The sequence below is a fragment of the Pseudomonas sp. BF-RE-25 genome (assembly GCF_019956105.1).
GTDB lineage: Bacteria > Pseudomonadota > Gammaproteobacteria > Pseudomonadales > Pseudomonadaceae > Aquipseudomonas > Aquipseudomonas migulae.
The window spans coordinates 18370-43901 of record NZ_JAHBDB010000038.1 but is presented as its reverse complement, the minus strand read 5'-3'; the positions used below and the strand labels follow the sequence as shown (position 1 = coordinate 43901).

The following is a 25532-nucleotide window of genomic DNA, read 5'->3' as shown; positions in this document are numbered from 1 at the left end:
AGGAGCTGGCTTGCTAGCGATGGTCGTCAACGATTACGCGTTTCTGCAGAATGAACACGGTGCCATTGAGTCCATCGCGAGCAGGCTCGCTCCCACATTGGTTTTGTGTCGCGACTTATGCCGCGCTGGCAGCGAATTTTTCGTAGTAGAAATTCACCGGCGCAATGCCTTGTTCGCGAATGTACTGGCTGACCGCCTCGACCATCGGCGGCGGGCCGCACAGGTAGACATCGACGTCGCCCTCGTTCAAGTGTTTGGGCTCGATGTGCTGGGTCACGTAGCCCTTGAGCGGGTGCTGGCTGTCGGGGCTGGCCACGCAGGCGCTAAAGCTGAAATTCGGGATTCGCGCGGCGAAGGCTTCCAGCCGATCCATTTCCACCAGGTCGAAATCGTTGGTCACGCCGTAGATCAGATGCAGCGGATGTTCACTGCCCTGCTCGGCGATTTTTTCCAGCATCGCGGTGAATGGCGCAAGCCCCGTACCACCGGCCAGCAGCAACAACGGCCGACGGATGTCGCGCAGATAAAAACTGCCCAGCGGCCCGGCCAGGCTCATGCTGTCGCCGGCCTTGGCCATGCCGGTGAGGAAGCTGCTCATCAAACCGCCAGGCACATTGCGAATCAGGAAACTGACCTCGCCGTCACGCTGCAACGAGCTGAACGAATAAGCGCGGGTCTGCTCGCTGCCGGGAACCCCGAGGTTCACGTACTGCCCCGGCAGGAACGCCAGTTTGCTCAGCGCATCGCCCTTGATCGACAGCGCGATGGTGCTGTCGGACAACTGGCGCACGGCGCTGATGGTCGCTTCAAAACTGGCCTGCTGGGTGCGGCAGACTTCCGAGGAGGCCGGCACCCGAACCACGCAATCGCTCTGGGCGCGCATCTGGCAGGTCAGGACAAAACCCTGTTCGGCTTCCTCCGCCGTGAGCGCGTCTTCGATGTATTCCTCGCCCAGGTCGTAACGGCCGGCTTCGGCGAAACATTTGCACGTGCCACAGGCGCCGTCGCGGCAATCCAGCGGAATGTTGATGCCTTGGCGGTACGCGGCGTCGGCCACGGTTTCACCGGCGTTGGCGTCGATGAAACGGGTGACGCCGTCTTCAAAATTAAATGCGATGGAATGAGTCATGACGGCCGCCTCACAGGTGGTAAACATCGATGACCTGGCGAACGTAGTCGTTCTTCAGGATCACTTTCTTGGCCTTGATCAGCGGGTTTTCACCGCGCATATCGAGGGTGTAGAAACTGCTGCCGAAATAGCTGTCGACGGTCTTGTAGCGAAAGCTCAAGGTGTGCCAGTTGAAGCGCACCTTGCACAGGCCGTCCGCCTGTTCCAGCAGCTCGATGTTGCTGATGTTGTGCGAGGTGCGGGTGTCTGGCACGGTGGCGCTGGAACGCTCGGTCTTGATGCGGAAGATGCGGTCTTCCAGCCCCGTACGGTTGCCGTACCAGATCAGCGAGATTTCCCGCTGCGGGTCTTCAGTCAGTTCGTCGTTGTCGTCCCAGGACGGCATCCAGAACGTCGCATCCGTGGCGTACAACTCCAGCCATTCGTCCCATTGCCGGTCATCGAGGTAGCGCGCTTCGCGGTAGAGGAAGTCGCGCACGGTTTCATAGGTGATGGTCATTGCACGGTCTCCACGGCAATCAGCTTCGATTGCTCGGTAGCCAGAGCCTTGAGCATGGTTTGCTGCCAATACTTGTGTTGCAACACGAACAGGCCTTCGTCCTCGGTGCGCACACCGCTGAGCAACGGATGCAGGTCAATTTCCTTCGCCGCCTCATCGGCGCCTTCGACCCAGTGCTCGGCGCCACGGGACATGTCGTTCCAGGCGGTCACGCTGCCCTGGTAACCGGTCTGGCAGGAGCGGAACTCTTCCAGATCGTCCGGGGTGGCCATGCCGCTGACGTTGAAGAAATCCTCGTACTGACGAATCCGGCTCGAACGGGCGTGATCGCTTTCGCCTTTGGGGGCGATGCAGTAAATGGTGATTTCCGTGCGGTTGACCGAGATCGGCCGGGCGATGCGGATCTGCGAGCTGAACTGATCCATCAGGTACACGTTCGGGTACAGGCACAGGTTGCGCGAGTTTTCGATCATCCAGTCGGCGCGGGCCTTGCCGAAGTCCTTGGCCAGCTCATCGCGACGTTCGTACAGCGGACGATCCTCAGGGTTGGCCCAACGGGTCCAGAGCAGCATGTGGCCTTTGTCGAACGAGTAGAAACCACCGCCCTGCTTGGCCCAGCTACCGGCGCTCATGGTCGGGTTGGTGTCGCCGGCCTCGCGCTGTTTGCGCTGGTTCTGGGTGGCGGCGTAGTTCCAGTGCACCGAGCTGACGTGGTAACCGTCGGCGCCGTTTTCGGCGGTGAGTTTCCAGTTGCCTTCGTAGATGTAGCTGGACGAACCGCGCAGCACTTCCAGGCCGTCGGCGGACTGGTCGACGATCATGTCGATGATCTTCGCCGACTCGCCCAAATGCTCAACCAGCGGCACCACGTCAGCCTTGAGGCTGCCGAACAGGAAGCCGCGATAGGATTCGAAACGGGCGACTTTGGTCAGGTCGTGGGAGCCTTCGCAGTTGAAGCTCGCCGGGTAGCCGGCCGCTGCCGGGTCTTTGACCTTCAGCAGTTTGCCGGAGTTGCTGAAGGTCCAGCCATGGAACGGGCAGGTGTACGAGCTTTTGTTGCCGGACTTGTGTCGGCAAAGCATCGCGCCACGGTGACTGCAGGCGTTGATAAAGGCGTTCAGCTCACCGTCCTTGTTGCGCGCGATGAAGATCGACTGACGCCCCATGGTGGTGGTGTAGAAATCGTTTTTGTTGGGGATCTGGCTTTCGTGCGCCAGGTACAGCCAGTTGCCTTCGAAGATGTGTTCCATCTCAAGGTCGAACAGCCGCGGGTCAGTGAACATCTCGCGCTTGCAGCGGTAGATGCCTTGTTCTGGATCGTCCTCGAGCAAGGATTGAAGATATTCGGGTCGCAGGGTCATGGCCGCCGCCTCCATTGTTATTGTTCAGGCAAGGCTCATGCTAGGACGGGGCAATAGGGTGGACTATCCGCTGGGTGCAGACCTTTATCCGTTTAGTGCAAAGACCGATGTAGGAGCCGGCTTGCCGGCGATCGACGCAACGCGTTGTGCCAGACACACCACCATTCTGTAGGAGCCGGCTTGCTGGCGATTCAGGCGATGCGGCGTGTCAGATAGACCGCGTCGCTTGAATCGCCAGCAAGCCGGCTCCTACAGTTCGTGGTGTACCTGCGATCACTCGCGGCGTTTGAGGGTGTCCGACGGTAACTCGCCGAACTGTTTGCGGTAGTTGTCGGAGAACCGGCCCAAATGCAGAAACCCATAATCCATCGCCACTTCCGTAACGTTACGCACATTACAGGTCGGATCGCTCAGGCAAGCATTGATACGCTCCAGACGTTTCTGCCGGATGTAGTTTTTCGGCGTGGTGCCGGCGTTGCGTTCGAACAAGCCATACAGTGAACGCAGGCTCATCCGTGCCTGACGCGCCAGCTCTTCGCTGTCGATGTCCTGCTTGAGGTGGCGTGCGATGTAGTCGGCAATCACCTCGAATGTGGCCGTCTGTGAGCCGAGGTTGATGCGGCTGACGTTGGTCTGCATCAGGCTGAGCATCTTGCTGACGATAATCTGTGCGTAATGCTCCTGCACCCTGGGAATCTGCTCGGTGGCCTCGGCCTCCTGGCAAATCATTGCCAGCAGTCCGACAAACCCTTCCAGTTCATTGAGCTGGTAACGGTTCTCCAGAAACCGCACGCCCTGCCCCGGATAGCGCCAGCGCTGCTCGTCACACACAGACTCAAGCAACGTCGTGGGAACTTTGAGGATGAATTTTTCGCAATCGTCAGAGTACGTCAGGTCCACCGGATCATCGGGATTGATCAGCAGCAACTCGCCAGGCGCGAAGTAATGTTCCTGACCGTGCCCGCGCCACAGGCAGTTGCCGCGCAGCAACACTTGCAGGTGGTAGATGCTTTCCAGTGCGCCCGAGGTGACCCGCACGCTGCCGCCATAGCTGATGCGGCACAGGTCGAGGCTGGCAAACTTGCGATGATTGAGACTGGCCAGGGGTTGCCCGGCGCGCGGCATCAGGATGCAATGATTACCGACATGCTGATTGACGTAGCCCGACACCGCGTACGGGTCGGCATGGTCGAATACGGAGCTGCGCTGACTCAACAGTTGCGCTTGCATCATCGGGTCACTCTCGTTGTTTTTATGGGGTGCATCGGGTCATTCTAAGGCAGTGCTTGCAGCGGTGTGTCAGTTGATCGACATGTGGAATGTCCGGACCCCTTCGCGAGCAAGCCCGCCCCCACATGTTGACCGTAGTCCCACTGAAGAAACACAGTCGAATGTGGGAGCGAGCCTGCTCGCGAAGGGGCCATCAGCTTCAACATCAATGTTGACTGACACTCCGCTTTCGCGAGCAGGCTCGCTCCCACAATGGTCCCACCGTTATAGAGATCAATCCTCCAGAGCGCGAACCCGCTCGTGGCGCTGCTGCTCTTGCGGCTGGGCGGACGACTGCAAGGTGAAATCGAATTCGATCTCGGCAAAACGACCGCTGACGCCATGCGCCGCTGCGCGTTGCTGATCATCGCTGAAGGTGATTTTCGCGATGAGCTCGTCACGGGTGGCGTAGGCGAAATCGTCGTGCAGGTATTGATCGCCGTCGAGGTTGATCTGGGTGGTCAGGTGACGATGATCCGCCGCCGAGATGAAGAAGTGCACGTGCGCCGGACGCTGGCCGTGACGGCCCAGTTGATCGAGCAGTTGCTGGGTCGGACCATCAGGCGGGCAGCCGTAACCCGACGGCACGATGCTGCGGAAGCGGTAGCGACCTTCGGCGTCGGTGACGATGCGGCGACGCAGGTTGAATTCAGATTGCGTGGTATCGAAGTACGAATAAGTGCCGCCGGTATTGGCGTGCCAGACATCCACAATCGCACCGGCCAACGGTTCGCCGGCGGTGTTGAACACACGGCCCTGCATGAACAGCGTCACACCCGGATCGACGCCATCATCCAGACGCGCTTCACCTTGGGACAACGGTGCACCGGCCACGTACAGCGGGCCTTCGATGGTGCGCGGCGTACCGCCAGCCTTGCCGGCCTGTTCGTCTTCGGCGTCCATCAGCAGGTCGAGGTAGTGTTCCAGGCCCAACCCGGCCACCACCAGTCCAGCCTCCTGGCGCGCACCCAGCACGTTGAGGTAGTTGACGGCTTTCCAGAACTCTTCCGGGGTCACGGCGAGGTCTTCGATGATGTTCACCGAATCACGCAGGATGCGGTAGATCAGCGCTTTGGTGCGCGGATTGCCGGCATCGTTGTGCAGGCCGCTGGCCTCTTCGAGAAACTTCTGGGCTTTGGCAGTGTGGGAAATTTTTACGTTCATTTTATCGGTTCCTCATCTTGTAATTATTAGCGTGGCGAACTGAACAGGCCAGGTTCAGCGGTCATCCTCGCGGATGGAAGAAGGATGCCGGCACATCGCGGTGACTTCGATCGCCATGTACGGGTACAGCGGCAATTGCATGAGCAAGTCGTGCAGCTCTTGAACGCTGTCGACATCGAACACGCTGTAATTGGCATAGAGCCCGGCAATGCGCCACAGGTGACGCCACTTGCCTTGATCCTGCAGCCGCTGGGCCAGGGCTTTTTCGTCAGCCTTGAGCTGCGCGGCGCGTTCGGGGTTCATGTCGACCGGCAAATTCACGGTCATCTTTACGTGGAACAGCATAATGCTCTCCTCAGGCTTGATGAATGGCAGTGGATGTCTTGTCTCGACGGAAAAACGCCAGGCGCTCTTCATCGAGGTTCAGGCCCAATCCCGGGGTTTTCGGCACGTGCAGCTCGAAATCGCGATAGACCAGCGGCTCGCTGAGAATGTCTTCGGTCAACAGCAGCGGGCCGAACAGCTCGGTGTCCCACGCCAGTTTGTTCAGCGTGACGAAGGCATGGGCCGAAGCCATGGTGCCCAGACCACCTTCAAGCATGGTGCCGCCGTACAGGCCGATGCCCGCCGCTTCGGCAATCGCGGCGGTCCGCAGCACCGCGCGTGGGCCGCCGTTCTTGGCGATCTTCAGGGCGAACACCGAAGCCGCACCTTCACGGGCCAGGTTGAACGCATCTTCCACGCACTCGATGGATTCATCGGCCATGATCGGCGCCGGGCTGATGGCGTTCAGGCGCGCCATGCCCGAGCGGTTATTGCGCGAGATCGGTTGCTCGATCAGGTCGATGCCGTTGCTGCCGAGAATCCGGCAGGCGCGTAATGCGACGGCTTCATCCCAGGCCTGATTGACGTCGACCCGCACGCTGGCGCGATCGCCGAGGGCTTTCTTGATCGCGATGACGTGGGCCAGATCGCGATTGACTTCGCCGGCACCGATTTTCAGTTTGAAGATGCGATGGCGGCGCAGGTCGAGCATTTTTTCCGCTTCGGCGATGTCCTTGTCGGTATCGCCGCTGGCCAGGGTCCAGGCCACTGGCAGCGCATCCCGAACGCGGCCGCCCAGCAGTTCGCTGACCGGCAGGCCGAGGCGCTTGCCCTGGGCATCGAGCAACGCGGTTTCGATACCTGACTTGGCGAAGGTGTTGCCACGGATGCTGCGCTCCAGGCGCAACATCGCAGCGTTGACGTTGGCGCTGTCCTGACCCAGCAGCAGCGGCGCGAAGTGCCGGTCGATGTTGGTCTTGATGCTGTCCGGGCTTTCATTGCCATACGCCAGGCCACCGATGGTGGTGGATTCGCCAATACCTTCAATGCCATCGGCGCAGCGCACGCGAATGATCACCAGCGTCTGGTTCTGCATGGTGTGCATCGCCAGCTTGTGCGGGCGGATGGTCGGCAGATCGACGATGATCGTCTCGATCAATTCAATGGCAGTTGCAAGCATGTCGATACCCGTCAGGTTCTTAAAGTTCTGGAACCGATTCTGGTACGGCTTTTTTCGGGAAGCCAATATAGAATTGGTCTGACTTGATACCTTTAAGGTATGCAAACTGCTTTGCGGAGGCCTCATGGAACTGCGTCACCTGCGGTATTTTCAGGTGTTGGCTCAAACCCTCAACTTCACCCGCGCCGCCGAACTGCTGCACATTGCCCAGCCGCCGCTGAGCCGACAGATTCAGCAACTGGAGGATGAACTCGGGGTGTTGCTGCTGGATCGCGGACGACCGCTGAAGCTGACCGACGCCGGGCGGTTTTTCCATGAGCACAGCACTGCCCTGCTGGAGCAACTGGGCAAGGTCTGCGACAACACACGACGCATCGGCCTGGGGGAAAAAACCTGGCTGGGGATTGGTTTTGCGCCGTCGACACTCTATGGCGTGCTGCCGGAACTGATCCGCCGCTTGCGCAGCGGCGAGCCTCTGGAGCTGGAACTGGGGCTCTCGGAAATGACCACGCTGCAACAGGTGCAGGCGCTCAAGGCCGGTCGGATCGATATCGGTTTCGGCCGCATCCGCATCGACGACCCAGCCATCATCCAGACGGTGTTGACCGAAGACCGGCTGGTCGCCGCCCTGCCCGCCGGTCATCCGCTACTGGCCGGGCCGATCAGCCTGCGCGAACTGGCAAAGGAACCTTTCGTGCTGTACCCCGGCAACCCGCGCCCCAGCTACGCCGACCATGTGATCGGGTTGTTCGAGTCCTATGGCGTCAGCATTCACGTGGCGCAGTGGACCAACGAACTGCAAACCGCCATCGGCCTGGTGGGCGCAGGAATCGGCGTCACCCTGGTGCCGGCCTCGGTGCAATTGCTGCACCGCGACGACATCGGCTTCACGCCGCTGCTGGAAGACAACGCGACCTCGCCGATCATCCTCAGCCGACGCGTGGGCGACGTGTCGCCGGGATTGAATCATTGCTTGCGGATGATTGATGAATTATCGCCGCAACAGCTGAACGCTTTGTAGGAGCCCAGCTTGCTGGCGATGGCGCCCGTGAGATTGCCATCGCCGGCAAGCCGGCTCCTACAGATTGTGGGGGGTGTTCGGGATTGAGGGTTCACGCAAGACCTGTAGGAGCCCGGCTTGCCGGCGATGGCGTCCGTGAGATTGCCATCGCCGGCAAGCCGGCTCCTACAAATTGTGGGGGGTGTTCGGGATTGAGGGTTTACGCAAAACCTGTAGGAGCCCGGCTTGCTGGCGATGGCGTCCGTGAGATCGCCATCGCCAGCAAGCCGGCTCCTACAGATCGTGGGGGTGTTCGGGATTGAGGGTTATTCATCTGCTGGCAAACGTTTTGCGGCGCTCACTTTGATCAACATTCAATGAGCGTCCCCGTCCCAGATCCAGTTCCAGACCCCAGGCAATTTCACCGGTTGCGCACTGTCGCGAACGGTGCGCGCCATGGCCGCCCGTTGCAGTTCGGCCTGATCATCGTAAAACGGCTTCTGCGCCGTTTTCACGCCGGTCGCCTGCGCACTGTCGAGAAGGATTTGCAGGTATTCGCGGGCATGTCGGGCGGTGTAGCGATTGAGGTCGTGGAAGGTCACCACCACCGGGATCACCCCATCCACCGTCGGCAACTCACCCAATGCGATGCGCTCGCGCACCTCCGACATCTGCCGCAACATGCTGGACCGGCGCCGGGGGCTGGCGTTGAAACCCCAGATCTTGCCGTCGTTGGCGCTCAGGTCGGTCAGCAACACGTGCATGCCGTGCTTTTGATAAGCGGCGAAAACCCGTTTGTCGTAGTTCCAGAACGGCGGCCGTACCAGGGTCGGCGGCGTGCCGGTGATGGCGGCGATGTCGGCACTGCCTTTGGTCAATGACTGTTCCAGTTCTTCCGGGCTCAGAGAACGGTGATTGGTGTGCCAGTGGGTGGCCGTATGGAAACCCAGAATCTGCCCGTCCGCATGCTCGCGGCGCATGACCTCGCGGCCGATGTCGCTGTCGCCCGCCCGTGGCGCGCCGGTCTGCACGAAGAACACCGCTTTGAGGTTCGGCTGCACCGGGTTGGTGGCGAGACTGTCGAGGATTGTCATCGTCGGGTTCCAGAAACTCGACGCGCTGGGACCGTCGTCGAACGTCAGCAGAAACCGGATCGGTGCTTGCGCGTGCAGACGCTGTTCGGTTTGCGGCGTCATTTCGATGGGAGCAGCGATGCAACCCGCCAGCCCGACGGCAATGGCGAGTGCGCTGAGAATCTTGAACAGATGTTTCATGTTGTGCCTTGAGCCGGACCGTTAAGCCCGCACAGGTGTGCGGGCGCGGTTTGGATCAGGGTACACAGTGTTTGGTTCCGGTGCTGCCCGGCATTGTCGGTTACTGGGTAAACGCCTGCTCGAACGAGTTGTCGATAATCGGCGCGGTCGCCAGTGCCGTCGGCAGTGCTTTGACCTTGAACAGAAAATCCGCCGTGCTTTGCAGGTCCTTCGCGGCCTGTGCATCCACCGGGCCTACGGTCATGTGAGCCTGGCGCAACCAGTGACGCGAGACGTTCTGGTCAAGATTGGCCTTCTTCGCCCACAGATCGGCATATTCGTCGGTGTGATTGTCGACCCAGGCCCGTGCCTTTTTCAGGCGAACCAGGAAGTCGGCGATGGCTTCGCGCTTACTGTCGATTGACGGTGTCGACGCGGCGATGGCGCTGAGGCCTGGCATGAGGTTCTTGGCGGTGAGAATCGGTCGCGCGCCGGAGAACAGAATCTGTTGGGAAATGTAGGGTTCCCAGACCGGGAAGGCATCAATGCTGCCCTGAGGTAGCGCGGCGGCGGCATCGATCGGCATCAGCTTGATGAAGTCGACGTAGTCCTCCGGCAGGTCAGCTTGTTGCAGGGCACGCAGGGTCAATTGCTGGCTCCAGGCGCCGGGCCAATAGGCGACTTTCTTGCCCTTGAGGTCGGCGATGCTGTTGACCGGCGAATCCTTGGGCACCAGCAAGGCGATGGTGTCCGGGTTCTGCCGCGAGACGCCGATCAGCTTCACCGGCGCCTGCTTTGCAGCGAGGAACAGGAAGCCTGAATCGCCCAGAAAGCCCACGTCCAGCGCCCCGGTGTTCAACGCTTCGGCCAGCGGTGCAGCGGCCTGAAAATGCTTCCAGTCAACGGTGTAAGACGCCCCTTCCAGCACCCCCGAAGCCTCCACCGAAGCGCGCACGTTGTAGTAATTCTGATCACCGACATGCAGGACAACGGGCTCAGCGGCGTAGGCCATTGGCGCAGCAAACAACGCACTGGTCAGCAAACTGCGAACGAATCTGGACAGGTTCATCGGGGGCTCCTTGAGAGTGAATGGCATAGACCATAGCGCTCTTACAGGATGCTTTTTAAATTCGATTTACGCATAAGCTCATGACTGTCAGTCAACACTGTTCGCCCGGCAACAGTGAGCCGACAGACTGTTTTCCCTGCAACACCCTTCTGCTTCATTCCTCGCATCAACGCCTTGAAAACGCCTGATATCCAAGACATGGCACAGAGCCTGCAATATTCCTTTTACGCAGGAAGCATTTATAAAAAATGAATTTTTCGACATAAGAAACCCAACGCCTTGTCCGGAGCCGATCCCATGAAGTCCACCTTCCGCTTTCCCAAAGTCAGGTATCTGCTCAGCGCCTGCGCCCTGGCCTTGAGCCTGCAACCCGCCGCGCAGGCCGCTGAAACACCGCCGGCCGAAGTGCATCTGGATTACGCCTACTACTCGCCAGTGAGCCTGGTGCTTAAACACTTTGGATTTCTGGAAAAAGCCCTGCCGCAGACCAAAGTCAGTTGGGTGCTGAGTCAGGGCAGCAATCGCTCGCTGGAGTACCTCAACAGCGGCGGCGTTGATTTCGCCTCCTCCGCCAGCCTCGCCGCCGTGCTCAGCCGCGCCAATGGCAGCCCGATCAAATCGGTTTACGTCTACAGCCGCGCCGAATGGACCGCATTGGTGGTGCGCAAGGATTCGCCCTACCAGACCGTCGCCGACCTGAAAGGCAAGAAGATAGCCGCCACCAAAGGCACCGACCCGTACCTGTTCACCCTGCGCAGCCTGCAACAGGCCGGCCTGAGCAAGGACGATGTGGAACTGGTGCATTTGCAGCACCCGGATGGCCGCACGGCCCTGGAAAAAGGCGACGTCGACGCCTGGGCCGGCCTCGATCCGCACATGGCCGCCAGCCAGGTCCAGGCCGGTTCGCGCCTGTTGTATCGCAACACCAACTTCAACAGTTATGGCGTAGTCAGCGTTACTGACACTTATGCGAAAGAGCACCCGCAGACCATCGAAACCGTACTGAAGGCGTACGAAAAGGCCCGCGACTGGGCGGTAAAAAACCCTGACGAACTGGCGAAACTGCTCGCTACCGAATCCGGTCTGCCGCTAGAAGTGGCCAAGCTGCAACTGTCCCGCACTGACCTGAGCAGCCCGCAACTGACCGCCAGGGATGTGATCGCCTCCAAGGCCGCCGCGCCGATTCTGGTGTCCGAAGAACTGGTGCGTCGAGGGGTGAATGTCGATCAGGTCATCGATCAGCTGATCGACACCGGCTTCAAGGAAACCGTGGCCCGTCAGTAAAAGCAAAATATCGCAGCCTGCGGCAGCTCCTACAGGGAAACGCATATCCCAACGTAGGAGCTGCCGCAGGCTGCGATATTTTGATCTTGCTTCAAATCAGCGCTGTAACCCGCGCCAGTCGCGGATTCGTCGTGACCGGAGAATCTCATGACCAGCAAAAGCAAAGACCTGCCCCTCGAACTGCCGACGCCACGTCGTGCTGCTCTTTCCTTGAACAATGCCTGGCGTTTGCGTCTCAAGGGTCTGGCGTTGCCGGTACTGATCCTTCTGGTGCTGGAATTTGTCGTACGCATCGGCTGGTTGCCGTCCTACCAAATGCCTGCGCCCAGCGAAATCGCCCTGACCTTGAGAGACCTCGCAGAAGGCGCGCTGTGGAAACACATCAGCGCCAGCCTGTTGCGCGTGTTGCTCGGTTTCGCCATCGGCGCCGGTCTGGCGTTGGTGTTTGCCGCCTGGGTCGGTTTGAGCCGCGAAGCCGAAGCCTGGCTTGAACCGACCTTCGCCGGCCTGCGTTCGATTCCGAGCCTGGCCTGGGTGCCCTTGTTGCTGCTGTGGTTGGGCATCGACGAAACCTCGAAAATCGTCCTGATTGCCATCGGCGCGTTCTTCCCGGTGTACCTAAACGGCGTCGCGGCGATTCGCGACATCGACCGCAAACTGGTGGAAGTCGGGCAGATGTATGGCTTCGGTCGCACACGGCTGGTCCGGAGGATTTTGTTGCCTGCCGCCCTGCCCGGCCTGTTTACCGGGTTGCGCAGCGGCATGAGCCTGGCGTGGATGTTTCTGGTGGCCGCCGAGCTGATCGCCGCGACCAAAGGGTTGGGTTATCTGCTCAGTGACGGGCGCGAGACGTCCCGCCCGGACATCGTGCTCGCGGCAATCATCGTGCTGGCGCTGCTGGGCAAACTCAGCGATGGCATTCTCGCCGGCCTGGAGAAACGCTTCCTGGCGTGGCGCGACACGTTCAACGGCCAAAGCAGAGAGGATTGAGCCATGACCGATTACCTGCTGGACATTCGGGTCGAGCGCAAAACCTTCGCCACCACCACCGTGCTCAGGGACATCCACCTGCAATTGCAGCCCCGGGAAACCGTCAGCCTGCTGGGCCCCAGCGGGTGCGGTAAAAGCACGTTGTTGCGGATCGTTGCCGGTCTGGAAAAGGACTTCCAAGGTGAACTGAATCGCAGCGCCGGTGAGGTTGCGTTCGTGTTTCAGGAACCTCGATTGATGCCCTGGCTGACGGTCGAGCAAAACATCGGCTTCAGCGCCGACAACCGATATGACAAGGCCTGGGTCGCACAACTGATCGATGAAGTGGGCCTCAGCGGGTTCGCTCAAGCGTTACCCAAGGCGCTTTCCGGCGGCATGGCGCAGCGGGTCGCCATTGCTCGCGGCCTCTACTCACGGCCCGATGTGCTGTTGCTCGACGAACCGTTCAGCGCGGTGGACGCCTTCACCCGGATGAAACTGCAAGATTTGTTGCTGCAACTGGCCGAGCGTCACGCCATCGCTCTGCTGCTGGTGACCCACGATGTCGATGAAGCGCTGTACCTCAGCGACCGCGTCCTGGTCATGGACAATCGCCCCAGCAGCATTCGCCAGGAACTGGCGGTGCAACTGCCCCATCCGCGTGATCGGCGCGATCCGCTGCTGGCGCAATTGAAGGCCCTGTCGTTGACCGAACTGCAACGGGCGCACGTCATTTGAATCGCGCAGCGTTCCCCGATCCGTAGGAGCCAGGCTTGCCGGCGAAGGCGTCCGTAAGATCGCCATCGCCAGCAAGCCGGCTCCTACAGGGTTTGCGTGAATCCCCAATTCCGGACACCATGGCGATCCGTAGGAGCCAGGCTTTCCGGCGAAGGCGTCTGTGAAATCGCCATCGCCGGCAAGCCGGCTCCTACAGGGTTGGCGTGAATCCCCGATCCCGGACATCTCCCAATCCGTAGGAGCCAGGCTTGCCGGCGGAGGCATCTGTGACATCGCCATCGCCGGCAAGCCGGCTCCTACAGGGTTCGCGTGAATCCCCGATCCCGGACATCCCCCAATCCGTAGGAGCCAGGCTTGCCGGCGAAGGCGTCTGTGAAATCGCCATCGCCAGCAAGCCGGCTCCTACAGGGTTGGCGTGAATTCCCAATCCCGAACACCCTGATGATCCGTAGGAGCCAGGCTTGCCGGCGGAGGCGTCTGTGAAATCGCCATCGCCAGCAAGCCGGCTCCTACAGGGTTGGCGTGAATTCCCAATCCCGGACACCCTGGCGATCCGTAGGAGCCAGGCTTGCCGGCGGAGGCGTCTGTGACATCGCCATCGCCGGCAAGCCGGCTCCTACAGGGTTCGCGTGAATTCCCAATCCCGAACACCCTGGTGATCCGTAGGAGCCAGGCTTGCCGGCGAAGGCGTCCGTAAAATCGCCATCGCCGGCAAGCCGGCTCCTACAGGTGAAGCGTCTAAGCTGAAGGTTCCAGTAAGAGGTTTCTTTCGATGTGCGGAAGACTCTCGCAATACCGGGGCATTCATGACTTCGTGGCGGTACTGAGCATTCCAGACGCGCTGATCAACCATGTCGGCGATGAACCGCTGGCCAGATACAACGCCGCGCCGACGAATCAACTCGCGTTGTTTCATCGGGAAAGCAATGGGCTCCAGGCCGACAAGGTGCGCTGGGGATGGCGGCCGCATTGGGCGAAGGATCGTGCGGCGCCGATCAATGCACGGGTGGAGAAAGTCGCCCACGGCCCGTTCTTCCGCGCAATCTGGCCGCACCGCGCGATTGTGCCGATCGACAACTGGTTCGAATGGGTCGATACGCCGGACTCAACGAGACAGCCATGGCTCATCCGGCGGCAGGACCGCGATCCGATTTTCTGTGCCGCGATTGGCCGGTTTCCCACAGATGGCGAGGAACCGAGAGACGACAACGGTTTCGTGATCATTACCGCAGACAGCGCCGGTGGCATGCTCGACATTCACGACCGGCGGCCGGTGGTGTTGTCGCCGGAACTGGCGCGGGAATGGCTCGATCCCGCCACGCCCCCGGAACGCGCCGAACAGATGGCCTTGTTTCAAGGCGAAGGCAGCGAAGTTTTCGAGTGGTACAAAGTTGGCAAGGCTGTAGGCAACGTGAGGAATCAAGACGCGTCGCTAATTGACGAGAGTGCATGAACTTATCAATACCAACAGCCATGCGAGCGCCAATAACAGTTAGCTATGCAGACCTATAACTTAAACGTTACACAGACTGTTTCACCCAAGTAACACTTACTGATAGAGGGCGCTTTTCTGTATCAACCGCTTGTCCGACAATTTGATCGTCATACATACATTTAGAATAACTACGGATAGCATGCGCGCCGCATTTCCATTGGCATCGCCCAGTTGACCAAAGAGTCAACAACTAAGGAAATCCCAACTACAACAAGCCTTGCAGAGAATTAAATGCGCGACGATTTTGCAATCAATCAAGTCGTTGGTCTGGAGTGCGTTTATCTTTCGACGACAGAGCACTATCGGCTGGACTGTTTCATAGAGCAATACATAAAGACCCGTAACCTGCTATCGGTTCCGGGGATTGACGGCACCTTGCGTTCAACACTCTTACACTATCCCGGCAAGCCGCCGGTCATGGTCAACGAAGTGAACGCATGGATCGACAAGACCCTGGGCTATCGGGCCTCACATCCCGACGAATTGCAGCTCGACGACGCTTGAAACGACACGCAGGCCTACGTTTGGCAAAAGAACTGAACGAACCCGTCGTCGCCGCACTCTGAACGGTAGAGGCTCACTGAGCCTCCTCCTTTTTCAGCAGTCCTATTTCTGCATCACACTTTCACCGCAGATCTCTCTGAATTTTTATTCGACGACTAAGCCACTGACCTGGCTGGCTCCACGAGAGATAGATGAGTGAACTCGTTCCCTATGCCGTGCATTACTTATTCGACGGTGTGCGACAGCACTTTTTCAAGATGGCTGTGCATTTTTCCGATGTCGACGCGATTCATTCGGCGTCTGCGCATGCTTACCCTGAATCCGGCCGCAAGATCGCCGAACACGCCACCCTCGAAGCGGCACGCATTAAAGCGCAGCAATTGGGCATTACCCAGATTCGCTGGAACGTGTCGATCTGATTGACCAGCAAAAAAAAGCCCCGCGCATAGGCGGGGCTTTGTTGTATGCGCAGATCGGTCAGAGCGCCTGCTAAAACTTTTTATCAAGTTCTGACAGTTCCTTCCCGTCGTCGGGATGCTTCCAGTCAGGCGTCGAACGTTTCTGCTGCTCGATCTCTTCTTCCGTCGGTTCATCCATGTCTTCATCTTCCGGATCAGGACGCTTTTGTTCAGTTGCCATGCTCACCTCTCTCCCTAAGGGATCAGTCATCAACTTTAAGCGTAGAACAGTTTCGCGCTCCCGGCTCAGAGCCACCAGCGCAGCAAAAAGAAGAACCCCATGCTCAACAACATGCTGAGCAAGGTGTTGCGGGTGTACAGCACCAGCCCCACCGCCACCAGCGAACTGATCAGGTACGGGTTGTCCCATTGCAGGTTCAGCTGTTTATCCGGCATGAACACAATCGGGCCGCAGATGGCGGTCAACATGCCCGGCACCGCAAAGCCGAGGAATTGCCGGGCGTTGCTGCTCAGGCGCAGCGGCAGCCGCGGCTCGAGAAATACATAACGGTTGAGGAACACCAGAATCCCCATACCGACAATCACCGCCCAGACCATCATGTGCGTCCACCGTAGAATTTGTTGCAGATGAAGCCCGCCGTCATGCCCGACAACCCCGACAGCACCAGCGCCGAGCCCCATTGCCAGTAACTGAACAACACCGAGCAAAACAGCGAAACCGCCACGCAGACCACGGTCGGTACGTTGCGCACCACCGGGGTGATCAGGGCAATGAAGGTCGCGGCGATGGAGAAATCCAGGCCCAGATGTTCCAGGCCGGGAATGCTGCTGCCCAGCACGATGCCGGCCAGCGTGAAGAGGTTCCAGGCGATGTAAAACGTCAGGCCGACGCCCAGGGCATACCAGCGGTTGAATTGCTGTTTGTCATGCTGACTGGTCAGGGCGAACAGCTCGTCGGTGAGCAAAAAGCCCAGCCCGGCACGCCAGCGACCCGGCAGCGGGGAAATCACCGAGCGCATGCTCATGCCGTAGAGCAAATGCTGCGACGTCAGCAATAACGTGGTCAGCAGAATCGAAAAAATCCCGGCACCGCCCTTGAGCATGCCGATGGCCACCAATTGCGCCGCCCCGGCAAACACGATGCTCGACAACCCCTGGCCTTGCAGCGGCGTGAGGTTGGCTTCGATGGCCATCGAGCCGGCCAGCAATCCCCACGGCGCGGTCGCCAGGGACAACGGCATGATCGCCGCGGCGCCACGAAGAAAGGCGCTGCGCGGCATGAGTGAGTGAGTCATAACGCTCTACAAACAGGAAAAGACGCCTGACTGTGCCAGCAGTCGCGCCGTATGGCTTGAACAATCTTGCGCACTTGTGCCTCGCACCGGTGCCGCGCATTCATACCGTTCATCGACTGCCTGCTTGATTCGGCACGATGATATCAACATGATGGCACCTGTTTTCCTCGAGATCGGCCCGTCATGAGCGCAATCGATACCGACAGCGACGTCTACAAAACCCTGCTGGAATCGACCAAGGCGATTCCGTGGCGAATCGACTGGAAAACCATGACATTCAGCTACATCGGGCCGCAGATCGAGCGTCTTCTGGGCTGGAAGCAGGACAGTTGGCTGTCGGTCAACGATTGGGTCGAGCGCATGCACCCGGATGATCGTGATTACGTGGTGGAGTTCTGCGTCTCGCAATCACGCGCGGGGGTGGATCACGAGGCGGATTACCGGGCGCTGACCCATACCGGCGATTACGTGTGGATTCGTGATGTGGTGCATGTGGTGCGCAAGGACGGCGAAGTCGAAGCGCTGGTAGGTTTCATGTTCGACATCAGCGAGCGCAAGAAAACCGAAGAACACTTGATTCGCCTGCAGAAGCAACTCGAAGAGTATTCCTTCCAGGACGGCCTGACCGGCATCGCCAACCGGCGCATGTTCGACACGGTGCTGGAGCGCGAATGGGGCAACGCCCAACGCGGCGGTTTGCCGCTGTCGCTGATCATTCTGGATATCGATTACTTCAAGCAGTACAACGATCACTACGGGCACATCAAGGGCGACGAATGCTTGCGCCAGGTGGCCCAGACCCTGTCGCTGGCGGCCAATCGACCACGGGATTTCATCGCGCGGATCGGCGGCGAAGAGTTCGTCTGGCTGCTGCCGGAAAGCGACGCCGAATCGGCAAGGCTGGTGGCCAACAAATGCCTGCACCTGATGTGGCAGCAGCAGATCCCTCACGAATTTTCGGCGGTATCGAAACGGCTGAGCCTGAGTCTCGGCGTCGGCACCACCAGCGCACCGTTGCAGGCAACAGCGCTGGAGTTCGTCGAGCAGGTCGACAAATTACTCTACAAAGCCAAGCACAACGGCAGAATGCGCGCCGAGTTCGCCGATTTTCGTGATTGACAAAATTCCCGCCGACTCTTAAAACTGAGCGCCTCATTCAGGGTGTAAGCAAACATGTCCGCAACCTTCAACCTCAACATTGACGCCATTGGCTTGATTGCCAAGGCGCAAGGTTGCGTTGCGCACGCCCTCAAATCGAAGAAACAGTCGCTCATGTGACCGGGGCGCGCTGTCCCGTCAGATGAGCTGACAGGACATTGAGCGCGACGGGCACCCTCCCCCTGCTTACTTCCTTCTACGCTTCTGACGGTGACGAAATCGGTCAACTTTCAGGAGTAAGTGCATGTCATCGTTTCAAGGTATCTGGGTTCCGCTCGTTACGCCGTTTCAACACGGTGCGATCGATTTCGTCGGGTTGCGCCGGCTCGTCAGCCATTTGCTGGACAAAGGCGTCGATGGCCTGGTGGTCTGCGGCACTACCGCTGAAGCGGCGGCACTGAGCAAACATGAACAACTGGCGGTGCTGGATGCCGTGCTTGAGTTAGTGCCTGCGGATCAGGTGGTCATGGGGCTGGCCGGTAACAACCTGGCGGAACTGCTGCAATTGCAGAGCGAAATCCTCAAGCGGCCACTGGCCGGGTTGCTGGTGCCGCCGCCGTACTACATTCGCCCGTCCCAGGCGGGCCTTGAAGCGTTTTTCAAAACGGTTGCCGATGCGTCCACTGTGCCGATCATTCTGTACGACATCCCGTATCGCACCGGCATCGCCTTCGAACAGGCGACGTTGCTCAACATTGTCGCCCACGAGCGAATCGTCGCGATCAAGGATTGCGGCGGCAATCAGGCCAACACCCTGGCGCTGCTGACCAGCGGCAAGGTCGACGTGTTGTGCGGCGAAGACAACCAGATATTCAGCGCCCTGTGCCTCGGCGCCAAAGGGGCGATTGCCGCCTCGGCGCATGTGCATCCGGAGTTGTTCGTGACGTTGCATCAACAGATCCGCGACCAGCGGTTGGCGGAAGGACGGGCGACGTTTTTCCGGTTGCTGCCGCTGATTCAAAGCCTGTTCATTGAACCCAATCCTGCCCCGGTGAAAACCGCACTGGCCCTTGAAGGCTTGATCGGCGACGAACTGCGCGCGCCGATGCAACGCAGCAGTGAGGCCATGGTGCTGCGTTTGAAGGCCGTGCTCGCCGGGCTGGGCAGCAACAATAGATAGAGCGCCGACGCCCCGCCCGAGTACCATGGAGTGATTCGCATCACGCGTCAGGGAGTCGCCATGCTTTACCGGATCGCCGCCGATGGGCTGGTGCTGTTTCATCTGTTGTTCATTCTGTTCGTGCTGTTCGGCGGGCTGCTGGTGCTGAAATGGCACCACCTGGCCTGGTGGCACCTGCCGGCCGCAACGTGGGGGGTTGCGGTCGAAGTGTTCCACCTGACCTGCCCGCTGACACAGTGGGAAAACCTCATGCGCAGCGCGGCCGGGCAAACCGGCTATGGCGGTGGTTTCATCGAACATTATGTGTGGCCGGTGATTTACCCGGCCGGGTTGACCCCGAGTATCCAGCTGGGACTCGGCGGCGTGGTGCTGGTGATCAACGTGTTGGTCTACGTTCGAGTGTTCAGGCAGCGCAAGTCACGCCGGACGTCCACCCTTTCAAATACCACACGATCCCTGTAGGAGCCGGCTTGCCGGCGATGGCAGCCTCAAATTCAACGTAGTGTTCGAGGGCCTCATCGCTGACAAGCCAGCTCCTACAGGGGGTGGGGTTGGCCGATAAATTTCAAACAGCCCGCGATTTTGTAGGAGCCGGCTTGCTGGCGATGGCGGCCTCAAATTCAACGCAGCGTTCGAGGGCCTCTTCGCGGGCAAGCCTCGCTCCTACAGGGGTTGGGGTTGCCGATAAATTTCAAACAGCCCGCGATTTTGTAGGAGCCGGCTTGCCGGCGATGGCGGCCTCAAATTCAACGTAGCGTTCAAGGGCCTCATCGCGGGCAAGCCTCGCTCCTACAGGGGTTGGGTTGGCCGATAAATTTCAAACAGCCCGCGATTTTGTAGGAGCCGGCTTGCTGGCGATGGCGGCCTCAAATTCAACGCAGCGTTCGAGGGCCTCATCGCCAGCAAGCCGGCTCCTACAGGGAGTGGGGTTGGCCTATACATTTCAGGTAGCCGCGATTTTGTTCTCGTGCTCCAGACATTCATTTCCAGGCCGTTCGTTCGAGGATTCAAAACATGTTGTCGATTGAAGACCTGGCGTTGCTGGAGGCCATTCGCGAAACCGGTAGCCTGTCGCGCGCGGCGGTGCACCTGGGCAAGGCGCCATCGACCGTGTCGTATGCGGCGCGGCAACTGGAAGAGCGTTTCGACGCCTTGCTCTTCGATCGTCGCCGCTACCGCTTGCAGCTCACCCCGGCCGGGGAGTTGCTGGTGAACGAGGCGGCGCGGCTGATGCAGGACGTCTCGCGCCTGACCCAACGGGTGCAGCAAGTAGCCAATGGTTGGGAGAGTCGCCTGTGGATCGTCACCGACGAACTGCTGGAGTTCGAAACCCTGATCCCGGTGATTCACGAGTTCGATGCGCTGGAATCCGGCGTACCGTTGCGCATCACCCAGGAAGTGCTCAAAGGTGTCTGGGAAGCCCTGCGCGAAGGCCGGGCGGACCTGATCATCGGCGCCACCAACGAACCGCCGGCCATCCCTTCCTTGCGCTGGATGCAGTTGGGGGAAATGGAATGGGTGTTTGCGGTCTCACCGAAGCACCCGCTGGCCAAGGCCAAGGAACCGATCTCTCGGGCAACGGTGACGCAACACCGGGCGGTTGTCGTAGCCGACTCGTCCAGAGTCACCGAAGGCAGCACTTATGGTGTCTCCGGCGGACAACCCGTGCTCGCCGTGCCGACCATGCGCGCCAAAATCCTCGCCCAGTGCGACGGCCTGGGCGTGGGGTGGCTGCCCAGACATCGGGTCGGCTCGTTGCTGAAAAACGGCACGCTGGTCGAAAAACAGATGGCCGACCCGCGCGAGCCGAACATTCTGTATGCCGGCTGGCGTGGCGACCATGACGGTCGCGCCCTGGGTTGGTGGCTGGAAAAACTCAAGCAATCGTACCTGGCGACCCAACTGGTTCAGGGCAGCGGCGGGTTTGTTTGAAGTCAGTTGGCAATGACGCTCATGTTCCTGCCGCTGGCCTTGGCCACGTAAAGCGCCTTGTCCGCAGCTCCGACGAGGTCGTTCGGCTGGGCCTGTGATGCCGGATCGTAAGCGGCGACGCCGATACTGACCGTCACCATGCCCTCTGCGCCTTCACGGTGTGGAATACCGGCCTGCAACACCGCACGACGGATTTTTTCCGCGACCAGAAACGCCCCCACATAGTCAGTCCCCGGCAGCACCGCCGCAAACTCTTCACCGCCGTAGCGCGCCGCCAGATCCCCGGGCCGCTTGATGTTGTCGGTGATGATCGCGCTGATGTTGCGCAAACATTCGTCGCCGGCCACATGACCGTAGTGGTCGTTGAACAGTTTGAAGTGATCGACATCGATCATCAGCAGCGCGAGGCCGTTCAGGTTGCGCCGGGCGCGACCCATTTCCGAGTGGATGAACAGGTCGAACTGACGCCGGTTGGACAGCCCCGTCAGCGCGTCTTCCAGGGCCAGCAATTCCAGGCCGCGATTGACCTCGAGCAGTTTGTCCTGAGCGTCCAGCAATTGGTTCTGAATGCGGTTCTGCTGCTTCATCAGATTGATCAGGCGATAACCCAGTACACCGACAAAACCGAGCAAAAGCGTAACGATGCCAGCACTGAGCAAGGATTCCTCACGCCAGCCGGCCAAGACTTCCTGCTTGTCGAGCGCGGCGAAAACAACCAGCGGATACCCCTCGACCCGGCGAAACCCCACCACCCGCACAACGCCATCTACCATGGATTTGAATGTTGCCGTCCCTGAACTCCCCGAGGGCAACAACTGCTTGAACAGCGGGCTGTTGGCGAGGCTGGTGCCGATATCCGCTTCGTTGAACGGCCGGCGAACGATGATGGTGGCGTCGTCGGCGATCAGGTTGATTACACCGTTGCGGCCCATGTCGATGCTGTCGTACAGGAACAGGAAATGATTGAGATAAATCGTCGCCAGCGCCACACCGGCAAAACTCCCATCGGCATGATTGATCCGGCGCGACACCGTCATGATCCATTCGCCGCTGGAGCGGCTTTTGATCGACGGGCCGATATGAGGCCCACGGTCGGGATGATTGCGATGGAAGATGAAATATTCACGGTCGGCATTGTTGGCATCGGTCAGGGCGGCGCCGTTGGAATTGGCAATCCAGCGCCCCGTTTCGTCATAGACGAACAGGCCATGCAACTGACTCAACTCACTGCGCTGGGCGCTGAGCAAGCGCTCCAGATGTGGCAGCCCGGCCGGGTCGAAGCCGTCGCTTTCGAGGCGTTCCACCAACGTAAACAGCAGCGTATCGGCCTGCTTGATCGTCGCCTGCGCTTGCGAGGCCAGGGTCTGCGCAAGGTTGGACATCGCCACTTCCTTGTCATGCAGATGATACTGGCGCGAACTCCACGCTTCCCAGATCACGATGACAATCATGGACAGGCACACTGCAACAAGCAGTACCACCGCGGAGCGTACCTTGATCCTGGCACCGGCCTGTTCGGTGACCAAAGGCACGCTGTGGCGCAATTGTTCAATTCGGTCTTTGACAGACGGGTTACCCATGACGCTCCCTGAATCCTGATGAATGGCGACTGATCCCGTTCGCCTTTTTATTATCAATGTGCCTTGGTCCTGTACCGGTTAGCGTGGCGTCTGTTTCACGGCCTCAAGCCACGCCGGGTTCAATTGCGTCTGTTCGGTCTCGATGCCCAGCGCTTCCATTCGTGCCTTGTGCAGGTCCATTTCACGTATCAATTGGCTGTGATCACTGGAGTTACCGTCCAGTTGGTGCATCTGGCTCAGCCCCAGGTGATAAAAACGCAGCAGCTTCATGGCACTCGGATCACCCGCGTCCACCGCCGCCGTCACCTGGTGCATGACGTTGGTGATGCTCATCAGGCTGCGTTTGAGCTGCCAGCCGTAGACCGCCGGCGCCATCCACTCCTGGGTCCAGAATTTGCCGCGCATCAGCGCCGCCATCAACAGCACCGCGACAAACACGCCGCCCACGTTGAAGCGTAGATTGTCGCCCCCCGGTTCGCCGAACATCGCCACCGCCGCGGTGGACAAAACCATCGCCAGGGCGAGGAAAACCAGGGCGATGATGATCGTGCTGCGGCGCGTCTGGCTTCGGTAGATTTCTGGGTTCTGTGGCTGGATTTCAAACATCGCGACGGGGTTCCTCAGGCGGCGTGAGCAAAAAGACTGCGGGGCATTATCGCCTCTGCGAGGGATTTAGCTATGCTGGGGCTCCTTTTCATCTTTTCATCGTCAAAGGGGAACATGGCGATACTGCGCAGTTCGTGCCATCTTCTTTCGTGGATACATACTATTCGGATGTCATGCGTCCTCGGCGGGTGACATCGTTTTAAGGATCATTGAATGTCCCAACGACAAGTAATCAACGCTTCGGTCAGCCCCAAAGGCAGCCTGGAAACCCTCTCTCAACGTGAAGTACAGCAACTGAGCGAAGCCGGATCCGGCAGCACCTATACCCTCTTCCGCCAGTGCGCCCTGGCCATTCTGAATACCGGCGCCCATGTCGATAACGCCAAGACCATCCTCGAAGCCTACAAGGACTTCGAAATCCGCATTCACCAACAAGACCGCGGTGTACGCCTTGAACTGCTGAACGCCCCGGCCGACGCATTCGTCGATGGCGAAATGATCGCCAGTACCCGGGAAATGCTGTTCAGCGCCCTGCGCGACATCGTCTACACCGAAAACGAACTCGACAGCCAGCGCATCGACCTGAGCAATTCCCAGGGCATCAGCGACTATGTGTTCCACCTGCTGCGCAACGCCCGCACCCTGCGCCCCGGCGTCGAGCCGAAAATCGTAGTGTGCTGGGGTGGCCACTCGATCAACACCGAAGAATACAAATACACCAAGAAAGTCGGCCACGAACTGGGCCTGCGCAGCCTCGACATCTGCACCGGTTGCGGCCCCGGCGTGATGAAAGGCCCGATGAAAGGCGCGACCATCGCCCATGCCAAACAACGTATTCACGGTGGCCGTTACCTCGGTTTGACCGAACCCGGCATCATCGCCGCCGAAGCGCCGAACCCGATCGTCAATGAGCTGGTGATTCTGCCGGACATCGAGAAACGCCTGGAAGCGTTCGTGCGTGTCGGCCATGGCATCATCATTTTCCCCGGCGGCGCGGGCACGGCCGAAGAGTTCCTGTACTTGCTAGGCATCCTGATGCACCCGGACAACAAGGGCCTGCCCTTCCCGGTCATCCTCACCGGGCCGAAACACGCGGCGCCGTATCTGGAACAACTGGACGCGTTCGTCGGCGCCACCCTGGGTGACGCAGCGAAGCAGCATTACGAGATCATCATCGACGACCCGGCTGAAGTCGCGCGGCAGATGACTGCTGGCCTCAAAGCGGTGAAACAGTTCCGCCGCGAGCGCAACGACGCGTTCCATTTCAACTGGTTGCTGAAGATCGACGAGGGCTTCCAGCGCCCGTTCGACCCGACCCACGAAAACATGGCCAACCTGAAACTCAGCCGCAGCCTGCCAGCCCACGAACTGGCCGCCAACCTGCGTCGCGCGTTCTCCGGCATCGTCGCCGGCAACGTCAAGGACAAGGGCATCCGCCTGATCGAAGAACACGGGCCGTACCAGATCCGTGGCGATGCGGCGGTGATGCAGCCGCTGGATCAGTTGCTCAAGGCGTTCGTGGCCCAGCACCGGATGAAACTGCCTGGCGGCGCGGCGTATGTGCCGTGTTATCGCGTGGTTGCATAACCAAACCCTGTAGGAGCCAGCTTGCTGGCGATGAGGCCCTCGAACCGTGCATCGCTCATCCGGCCGCCATCGCCGGCAAGCCGGCTCCTACAGTTTGGTGTCGTGTGAAAAACTACCGACACCCACGATTCCCGTAGGAGCCAGCTTGCTGGCGATGAGGCCCTAGAACCATGCATCGTTCATCCGGGTGCCATCGCCGGCAAGCCGGCTCCTACAGTTTGGTGTCGTGTGAAAGGCTACGGACATCCACGATCCCTGTAGGAGCCAGCTTGCTGGCGATGAGGCCCTCCAGCCGTGCATCGCTCATCCGGGCGCCATCGCCGGCAAGCCGGCTCCTACAGTTGGGTGTCGTGTGAAAGACTACCGACACCCACGATTCCTGTAGGAGCCAGCTTGCTGGCGATGAGGCCCTCGAGCCGTGCATCGTTCATTCGGGCGCCATCGCCGGCAAGCCGGCTCCTACAGTTTGGTGTCGTGTGAAAAACAACCGACACCCACAATTCCCGTAGGAGCCGGCTTGCTGGCGATGAGGCCCTCGAGCCATGCATCGCTCATCCGGCCGCCATCGCCGGCAAGCCGGCTCCTACAGTTTGGTGT

Annotated in this window: 26 protein-coding genes; 12 read left to right on the top strand and 14 right to left on the bottom strand. The window is 59.8% G+C overall.

All coding sequences use genetic code 11. The features are described 5' to 3' along the window. Positions 1–115: 115 nt before the first annotated feature. The 7 genes from benC to KGB24_RS18290 all read right to left on the bottom strand — a co-directional run bounded on the left by benC (position 116) and on the right by KGB24_RS18290 (position 6926). On the bottom strand, positions 116–1129 hold the full coding sequence (benC, locus tag KGB24_RS18320; RefSeq protein WP_192229241.1) for a benzoate 1,2-dioxygenase electron transfer component BenC: 1014 nt from the start codon (positions 1127–1129) through the stop codon (positions 116–118). Positions 1130–1139: 10 nt separating this feature from the next. Continuing rightward, entirely contained in the window at positions 1140–1628 is a 489-nt protein-coding gene (gene benB / locus KGB24_RS18315; protein ID WP_008029093.1) for a benzoate 1,2-dioxygenase small subunit, read from the bottom strand. Continuing rightward, positions 1625–2989, bottom strand: coding sequence for a benzoate 1,2-dioxygenase large subunit (gene benA, locus KGB24_RS18310; protein WP_223413794.1), 1365 nt, complete (start codon positions 2987–2989; stop codon positions 1625–1627). The genes benB and benA overlap by 4 nt, the downstream gene beginning before the upstream one ends. Positions 2990–3262: 273 nt before the next feature. Next, positions 3263–4222, bottom strand: coding sequence for an AraC family transcriptional regulator (locus tag KGB24_RS18305; RefSeq protein WP_317846484.1), 960 nt, complete (start codon positions 4220–4222; stop codon positions 3263–3265). 270 nt (positions 4223–4492) lie between these two features. Then, positions 4493–5422, bottom strand: coding sequence for a catechol 1,2-dioxygenase (gene catA, locus KGB24_RS18300; protein WP_192417572.1), 930 nt, complete (start codon positions 5420–5422; stop codon positions 4493–4495). 54 nt (positions 5423–5476) lie between these two features. After that, the gene (gene catC, locus KGB24_RS18295) at positions 5477–5767 is read right to left on the bottom strand and encodes a muconolactone Delta-isomerase (RefSeq protein WP_008029082.1); all 291 of its coding nucleotides are present in this window, start codon (positions 5765–5767) and stop codon (positions 5477–5479) included. 10 nt (positions 5768–5777) lie between these two features. Next, on the bottom strand, positions 5778–6926 hold the full coding sequence (locus KGB24_RS18290; protein WP_223415791.1) for a muconate cycloisomerase family protein: 1149 nt from the start codon (positions 6924–6926) through the stop codon (positions 5778–5780). Positions 6927–7050: 124 nt separating this feature from the next. On the opposite strand from KGB24_RS18290, the gene KGB24_RS18285 reads away from it, so the two are divergent. Continuing rightward, positions 7051–7947 (top strand): LysR family transcriptional regulator, encoded by an 897-nt coding sequence (locus KGB24_RS18285; RefSeq protein WP_008029078.1) that lies wholly within the window; start codon positions 7051–7053, stop codon positions 7945–7947. Between the two features lie 353 nt (positions 7948–8300). Here KGB24_RS18285 and KGB24_RS18280 read toward each other — a convergent pair whose 3' ends face one another. Beyond that, positions 8301–9200: a polysaccharide deacetylase family protein gene (locus tag KGB24_RS18280; RefSeq protein WP_223415792.1), complete on the bottom strand. Its 900-nt coding sequence runs from the start codon at positions 9198–9200 to the stop codon at positions 8301–8303. Positions 9201–9300: 100 nt separating this feature from the next. Beyond that, positions 9301–10191, bottom strand: a complete 891-nt coding sequence (locus KGB24_RS18275) for an ABC transporter substrate-binding protein (protein WP_411736639.1) — start codon at positions 10189–10191, stop codon at positions 9301–9303. A gap of 354 nt (positions 10192–10545) precedes the next feature. On the opposite strand from KGB24_RS18275, the gene KGB24_RS18270 reads away from it, so the two are divergent. From KGB24_RS18270 to KGB24_RS18245, 6 genes are all read left to right on the top strand, one after another. Next, positions 10546–11532, top strand: coding sequence for an aliphatic sulfonate ABC transporter substrate-binding protein (locus tag KGB24_RS18270; RefSeq protein ID WP_223415794.1), 987 nt, complete (start codon positions 10546–10548; stop codon positions 11530–11532). Between the two features lie 147 nt (positions 11533–11679). Beyond that, a complete protein-coding gene (locus KGB24_RS18265; RefSeq protein ID WP_223415795.1) occupies positions 11680–12522 on the top strand; it encodes an ABC transporter permease in 843 nt (280 codons plus the stop codon). 3 nt (positions 12523–12525) lie between these two features. Beyond that, positions 12526–13239, top strand: coding sequence for an ABC transporter ATP-binding protein (locus KGB24_RS18260; RefSeq protein WP_008043237.1), 714 nt, complete (start codon positions 12526–12528; stop codon positions 13237–13239). Positions 13240–14011: 772 nt separating this feature from the next. Next, positions 14012–14692: an SOS response-associated peptidase gene (locus KGB24_RS18255; RefSeq protein WP_008030257.1), complete on the top strand. Its 681-nt coding sequence runs from the start codon at positions 14012–14014 to the stop codon at positions 14690–14692. A 273-nt stretch (positions 14693–14965) separates the two neighbouring features. Continuing rightward, positions 14966–15238, top strand: coding sequence for a hypothetical protein (locus KGB24_RS18250; protein ID WP_008030255.1), 273 nt, complete (start codon positions 14966–14968; stop codon positions 15236–15238). Between the two features lie 191 nt (positions 15239–15429). Further along, positions 15430–15657: a DUF6555 family protein gene (locus tag KGB24_RS18245; protein WP_008030253.1), complete on the top strand. Its 228-nt coding sequence runs from the start codon at positions 15430–15432 to the stop codon at positions 15655–15657. Between the two features lie 70 nt (positions 15658–15727). Here KGB24_RS18245 and KGB24_RS18240 read toward each other — a convergent pair whose 3' ends face one another. The 3 genes from KGB24_RS18240 to KGB24_RS18230 all read right to left on the bottom strand — a co-directional run bounded on the left by KGB24_RS18240 (position 15728) and on the right by KGB24_RS18230 (position 16952). Then, positions 15728–15877 (bottom strand): hypothetical protein, encoded by a 150-nt coding sequence (locus KGB24_RS18240; RefSeq protein WP_008030251.1) that lies wholly within the window; start codon positions 15875–15877, stop codon positions 15728–15730. A 65-nt stretch (positions 15878–15942) separates the two neighbouring features. Then, on the bottom strand, positions 15943–16254 hold the full coding sequence (locus KGB24_RS18235; RefSeq protein WP_167362959.1) for an AzlD domain-containing protein: 312 nt from the start codon (positions 16252–16254) through the stop codon (positions 15943–15945). Continuing rightward, entirely contained in the window at positions 16254–16952 is a 699-nt protein-coding gene (locus KGB24_RS18230; RefSeq protein WP_223415796.1) for an AzlC family ABC transporter permease, read from the bottom strand. Before KGB24_RS18230 ends, KGB24_RS18235 begins: the two co-directional genes overlap by 1 nt. Before the next feature lie 183 nt (positions 16953–17135). Here KGB24_RS18230 and KGB24_RS18225 point away from each other — a divergent pair, with 183 nt between their 5' ends. The 4 genes from KGB24_RS18225 (at position 17136) to KGB24_RS18210 (ending at position 21162) form a co-directional block, all read left to right on the top strand. After that, positions 17136–18071, top strand: a complete 936-nt coding sequence (locus tag KGB24_RS18225; protein ID WP_223415797.1) for a sensor domain-containing diguanylate cyclase — start codon at positions 17136–17138, stop codon at positions 18069–18071. Between the two features lie 283 nt (positions 18072–18354). Continuing rightward, positions 18355–19230 carry a 4-hydroxy-tetrahydrodipicolinate synthase gene (gene dapA / locus KGB24_RS18220; protein ID WP_223415798.1) on the top strand — a complete coding sequence of 292 codons (876 nt, stop codon included), beginning with the start codon at positions 18355–18357 and terminating at the stop codon, positions 19228–19230. Between the two features lie 60 nt (positions 19231–19290). Next, complete coding sequence (locus KGB24_RS18215; RefSeq protein ID WP_223415799.1) at positions 19291–19692, top strand: DUF2784 domain-containing protein; 402 nt, start codon at positions 19291–19293, stop codon at positions 19690–19692. A gap of 552 nt (positions 19693–20244) precedes the next feature. Beyond that, the gene (locus tag KGB24_RS18210) at positions 20245–21162 is read left to right on the top strand and encodes a LysR family transcriptional regulator (RefSeq protein ID WP_223415800.1); all 918 of its coding nucleotides are present in this window, start codon (positions 20245–20247) and stop codon (positions 21160–21162) included. A gap of 2 nt (positions 21163–21164) precedes the next feature. On the opposite strand, the gene KGB24_RS18205 is transcribed toward KGB24_RS18210, so the two are convergent. Next, positions 21165–22742 (bottom strand): sensor domain-containing diguanylate cyclase, encoded by a 1578-nt coding sequence (locus tag KGB24_RS18205; RefSeq protein WP_223415801.1) that lies wholly within the window; start codon positions 22740–22742, stop codon positions 21165–21167. A 78-nt stretch (positions 22743–22820) separates the two neighbouring features. Continuing rightward, positions 22821–23348, bottom strand: coding sequence for a DUF3087 domain-containing protein (locus tag KGB24_RS18200; protein WP_192229224.1), 528 nt, complete (start codon positions 23346–23348; stop codon positions 22821–22823). Between the two features lie 213 nt (positions 23349–23561). Here KGB24_RS18200 and ppnN point away from each other — a divergent pair, with 213 nt between their 5' ends. After that, on the top strand, positions 23562–24935 hold the full coding sequence (gene ppnN / locus KGB24_RS18195; RefSeq protein ID WP_008034560.1) for a nucleotide 5'-monophosphate nucleosidase PpnN: 1374 nt from the start codon (positions 23562–23564) through the stop codon (positions 24933–24935). Positions 24936–25532: the final 597 nt, after the last annotated feature.

Excerpts from the sequence above, each read along its gene's own strand:
- benC (WP_192229241.1), bottom strand. The coding sequence starts at position 1,129 with ATGACTCATTCCATCGCATTTAATTTTGAAGACGGCGTCACCCGTTTC.
- benB (WP_008029093.1), bottom strand. The coding sequence starts at position 1,628 with ATGACCATCACCTATGAAACCGTGCGCGACTTCCTCTACCGCGAAGCG.
- benA (WP_223413794.1), bottom strand. The coding sequence starts at position 2,989 with ATGACCCTGCGACCCGAATATCTTCAATCCTTGCTCGAGGACGATCCA.
- KGB24_RS18305 (WP_317846484.1), bottom strand. The coding sequence starts at position 4,222 with ATGATGCAAGCGCAACTGTTGAGTCAGCGCAGCTCCGTATTCGACCAT.
- catA (WP_192417572.1), bottom strand. The coding sequence starts at position 5,422 with ATGAACGTAAAAATTTCCCACACTGCCAAAGCCCAGAAGTTTCTCGAA.
- catC (WP_008029082.1), bottom strand. The coding sequence starts at position 5,767 with ATGCTGTTCCACGTAAAGATGACCGTGAATTTGCCGGTCGACATGAAC.
- KGB24_RS18290 (WP_223415791.1), bottom strand. The coding sequence starts at position 6,926 with ATGCTTGCAACTGCCATTGAATTGATCGAGACGATCATCGTCGATCTG.
- KGB24_RS18285 (WP_008029078.1), top strand. The coding sequence starts at position 7,051 with ATGGAACTGCGTCACCTGCGGTATTTTCAGGTGTTGGCTCAAACCCTC.
- KGB24_RS18280 (WP_223415792.1), bottom strand. The coding sequence starts at position 9,200 with ATGAAACATCTGTTCAAGATTCTCAGCGCACTCGCCATTGCCGTCGGG.
- KGB24_RS18275 (WP_411736639.1), bottom strand. The coding sequence starts at position 10,191 with ATGGCCTACGCCGCTGAGCCCGTTGTCCTGCATGTCGGTGATCAGAAT.
- KGB24_RS18270 (WP_223415794.1), top strand. The coding sequence starts at position 10,546 with ATGAAGTCCACCTTCCGCTTTCCCAAAGTCAGGTATCTGCTCAGCGCC.
- KGB24_RS18265 (WP_223415795.1), top strand. The coding sequence starts at position 11,680 with ATGACCAGCAAAAGCAAAGACCTGCCCCTCGAACTGCCGACGCCACGT.
- KGB24_RS18260 (WP_008043237.1), top strand. The coding sequence starts at position 12,526 with ATGACCGATTACCTGCTGGACATTCGGGTCGAGCGCAAAACCTTCGCC.
- KGB24_RS18255 (WP_008030257.1), top strand. The coding sequence starts at position 14,012 with ATGTGCGGAAGACTCTCGCAATACCGGGGCATTCATGACTTCGTGGCG.
- KGB24_RS18250 (WP_008030255.1), top strand. The coding sequence starts at position 14,966 with ATGCGCGACGATTTTGCAATCAATCAAGTCGTTGGTCTGGAGTGCGTT.
- KGB24_RS18245 (WP_008030253.1), top strand. The coding sequence starts at position 15,430 with ATGAGTGAACTCGTTCCCTATGCCGTGCATTACTTATTCGACGGTGTG.
- KGB24_RS18240 (WP_008030251.1), bottom strand. The coding sequence starts at position 15,877 with ATGGCAACTGAACAAAAGCGTCCTGATCCGGAAGATGAAGACATGGAT.
- KGB24_RS18235 (WP_167362959.1), bottom strand. The coding sequence starts at position 16,254 with ATGGTCTGGGCGGTGATTGTCGGTATGGGGATTCTGGTGTTCCTCAAC.
- KGB24_RS18230 (WP_223415796.1), bottom strand. The coding sequence starts at position 16,952 with ATGACTCACTCACTCATGCCGCGCAGCGCCTTTCTTCGTGGCGCCGCG.
- KGB24_RS18225 (WP_223415797.1), top strand. The coding sequence starts at position 17,136 with ATGAGCGCAATCGATACCGACAGCGACGTCTACAAAACCCTGCTGGAA.
- dapA (WP_223415798.1), top strand. The coding sequence starts at position 18,355 with ATGTCATCGTTTCAAGGTATCTGGGTTCCGCTCGTTACGCCGTTTCAA.
- KGB24_RS18215 (WP_223415799.1), top strand. The coding sequence starts at position 19,291 with ATGCTTTACCGGATCGCCGCCGATGGGCTGGTGCTGTTTCATCTGTTG.
- KGB24_RS18210 (WP_223415800.1), top strand. The coding sequence starts at position 20,245 with ATGTTGTCGATTGAAGACCTGGCGTTGCTGGAGGCCATTCGCGAAACC.
- KGB24_RS18205 (WP_223415801.1), bottom strand. The coding sequence starts at position 22,742 with ATGGGTAACCCGTCTGTCAAAGACCGAATTGAACAATTGCGCCACAGC.
- KGB24_RS18200 (WP_192229224.1), bottom strand. The coding sequence starts at position 23,348 with ATGTTTGAAATCCAGCCACAGAACCCAGAAATCTACCGAAGCCAGACG.
- ppnN (WP_008034560.1), top strand. The coding sequence starts at position 23,562 with ATGTCCCAACGACAAGTAATCAACGCTTCGGTCAGCCCCAAAGGCAGC.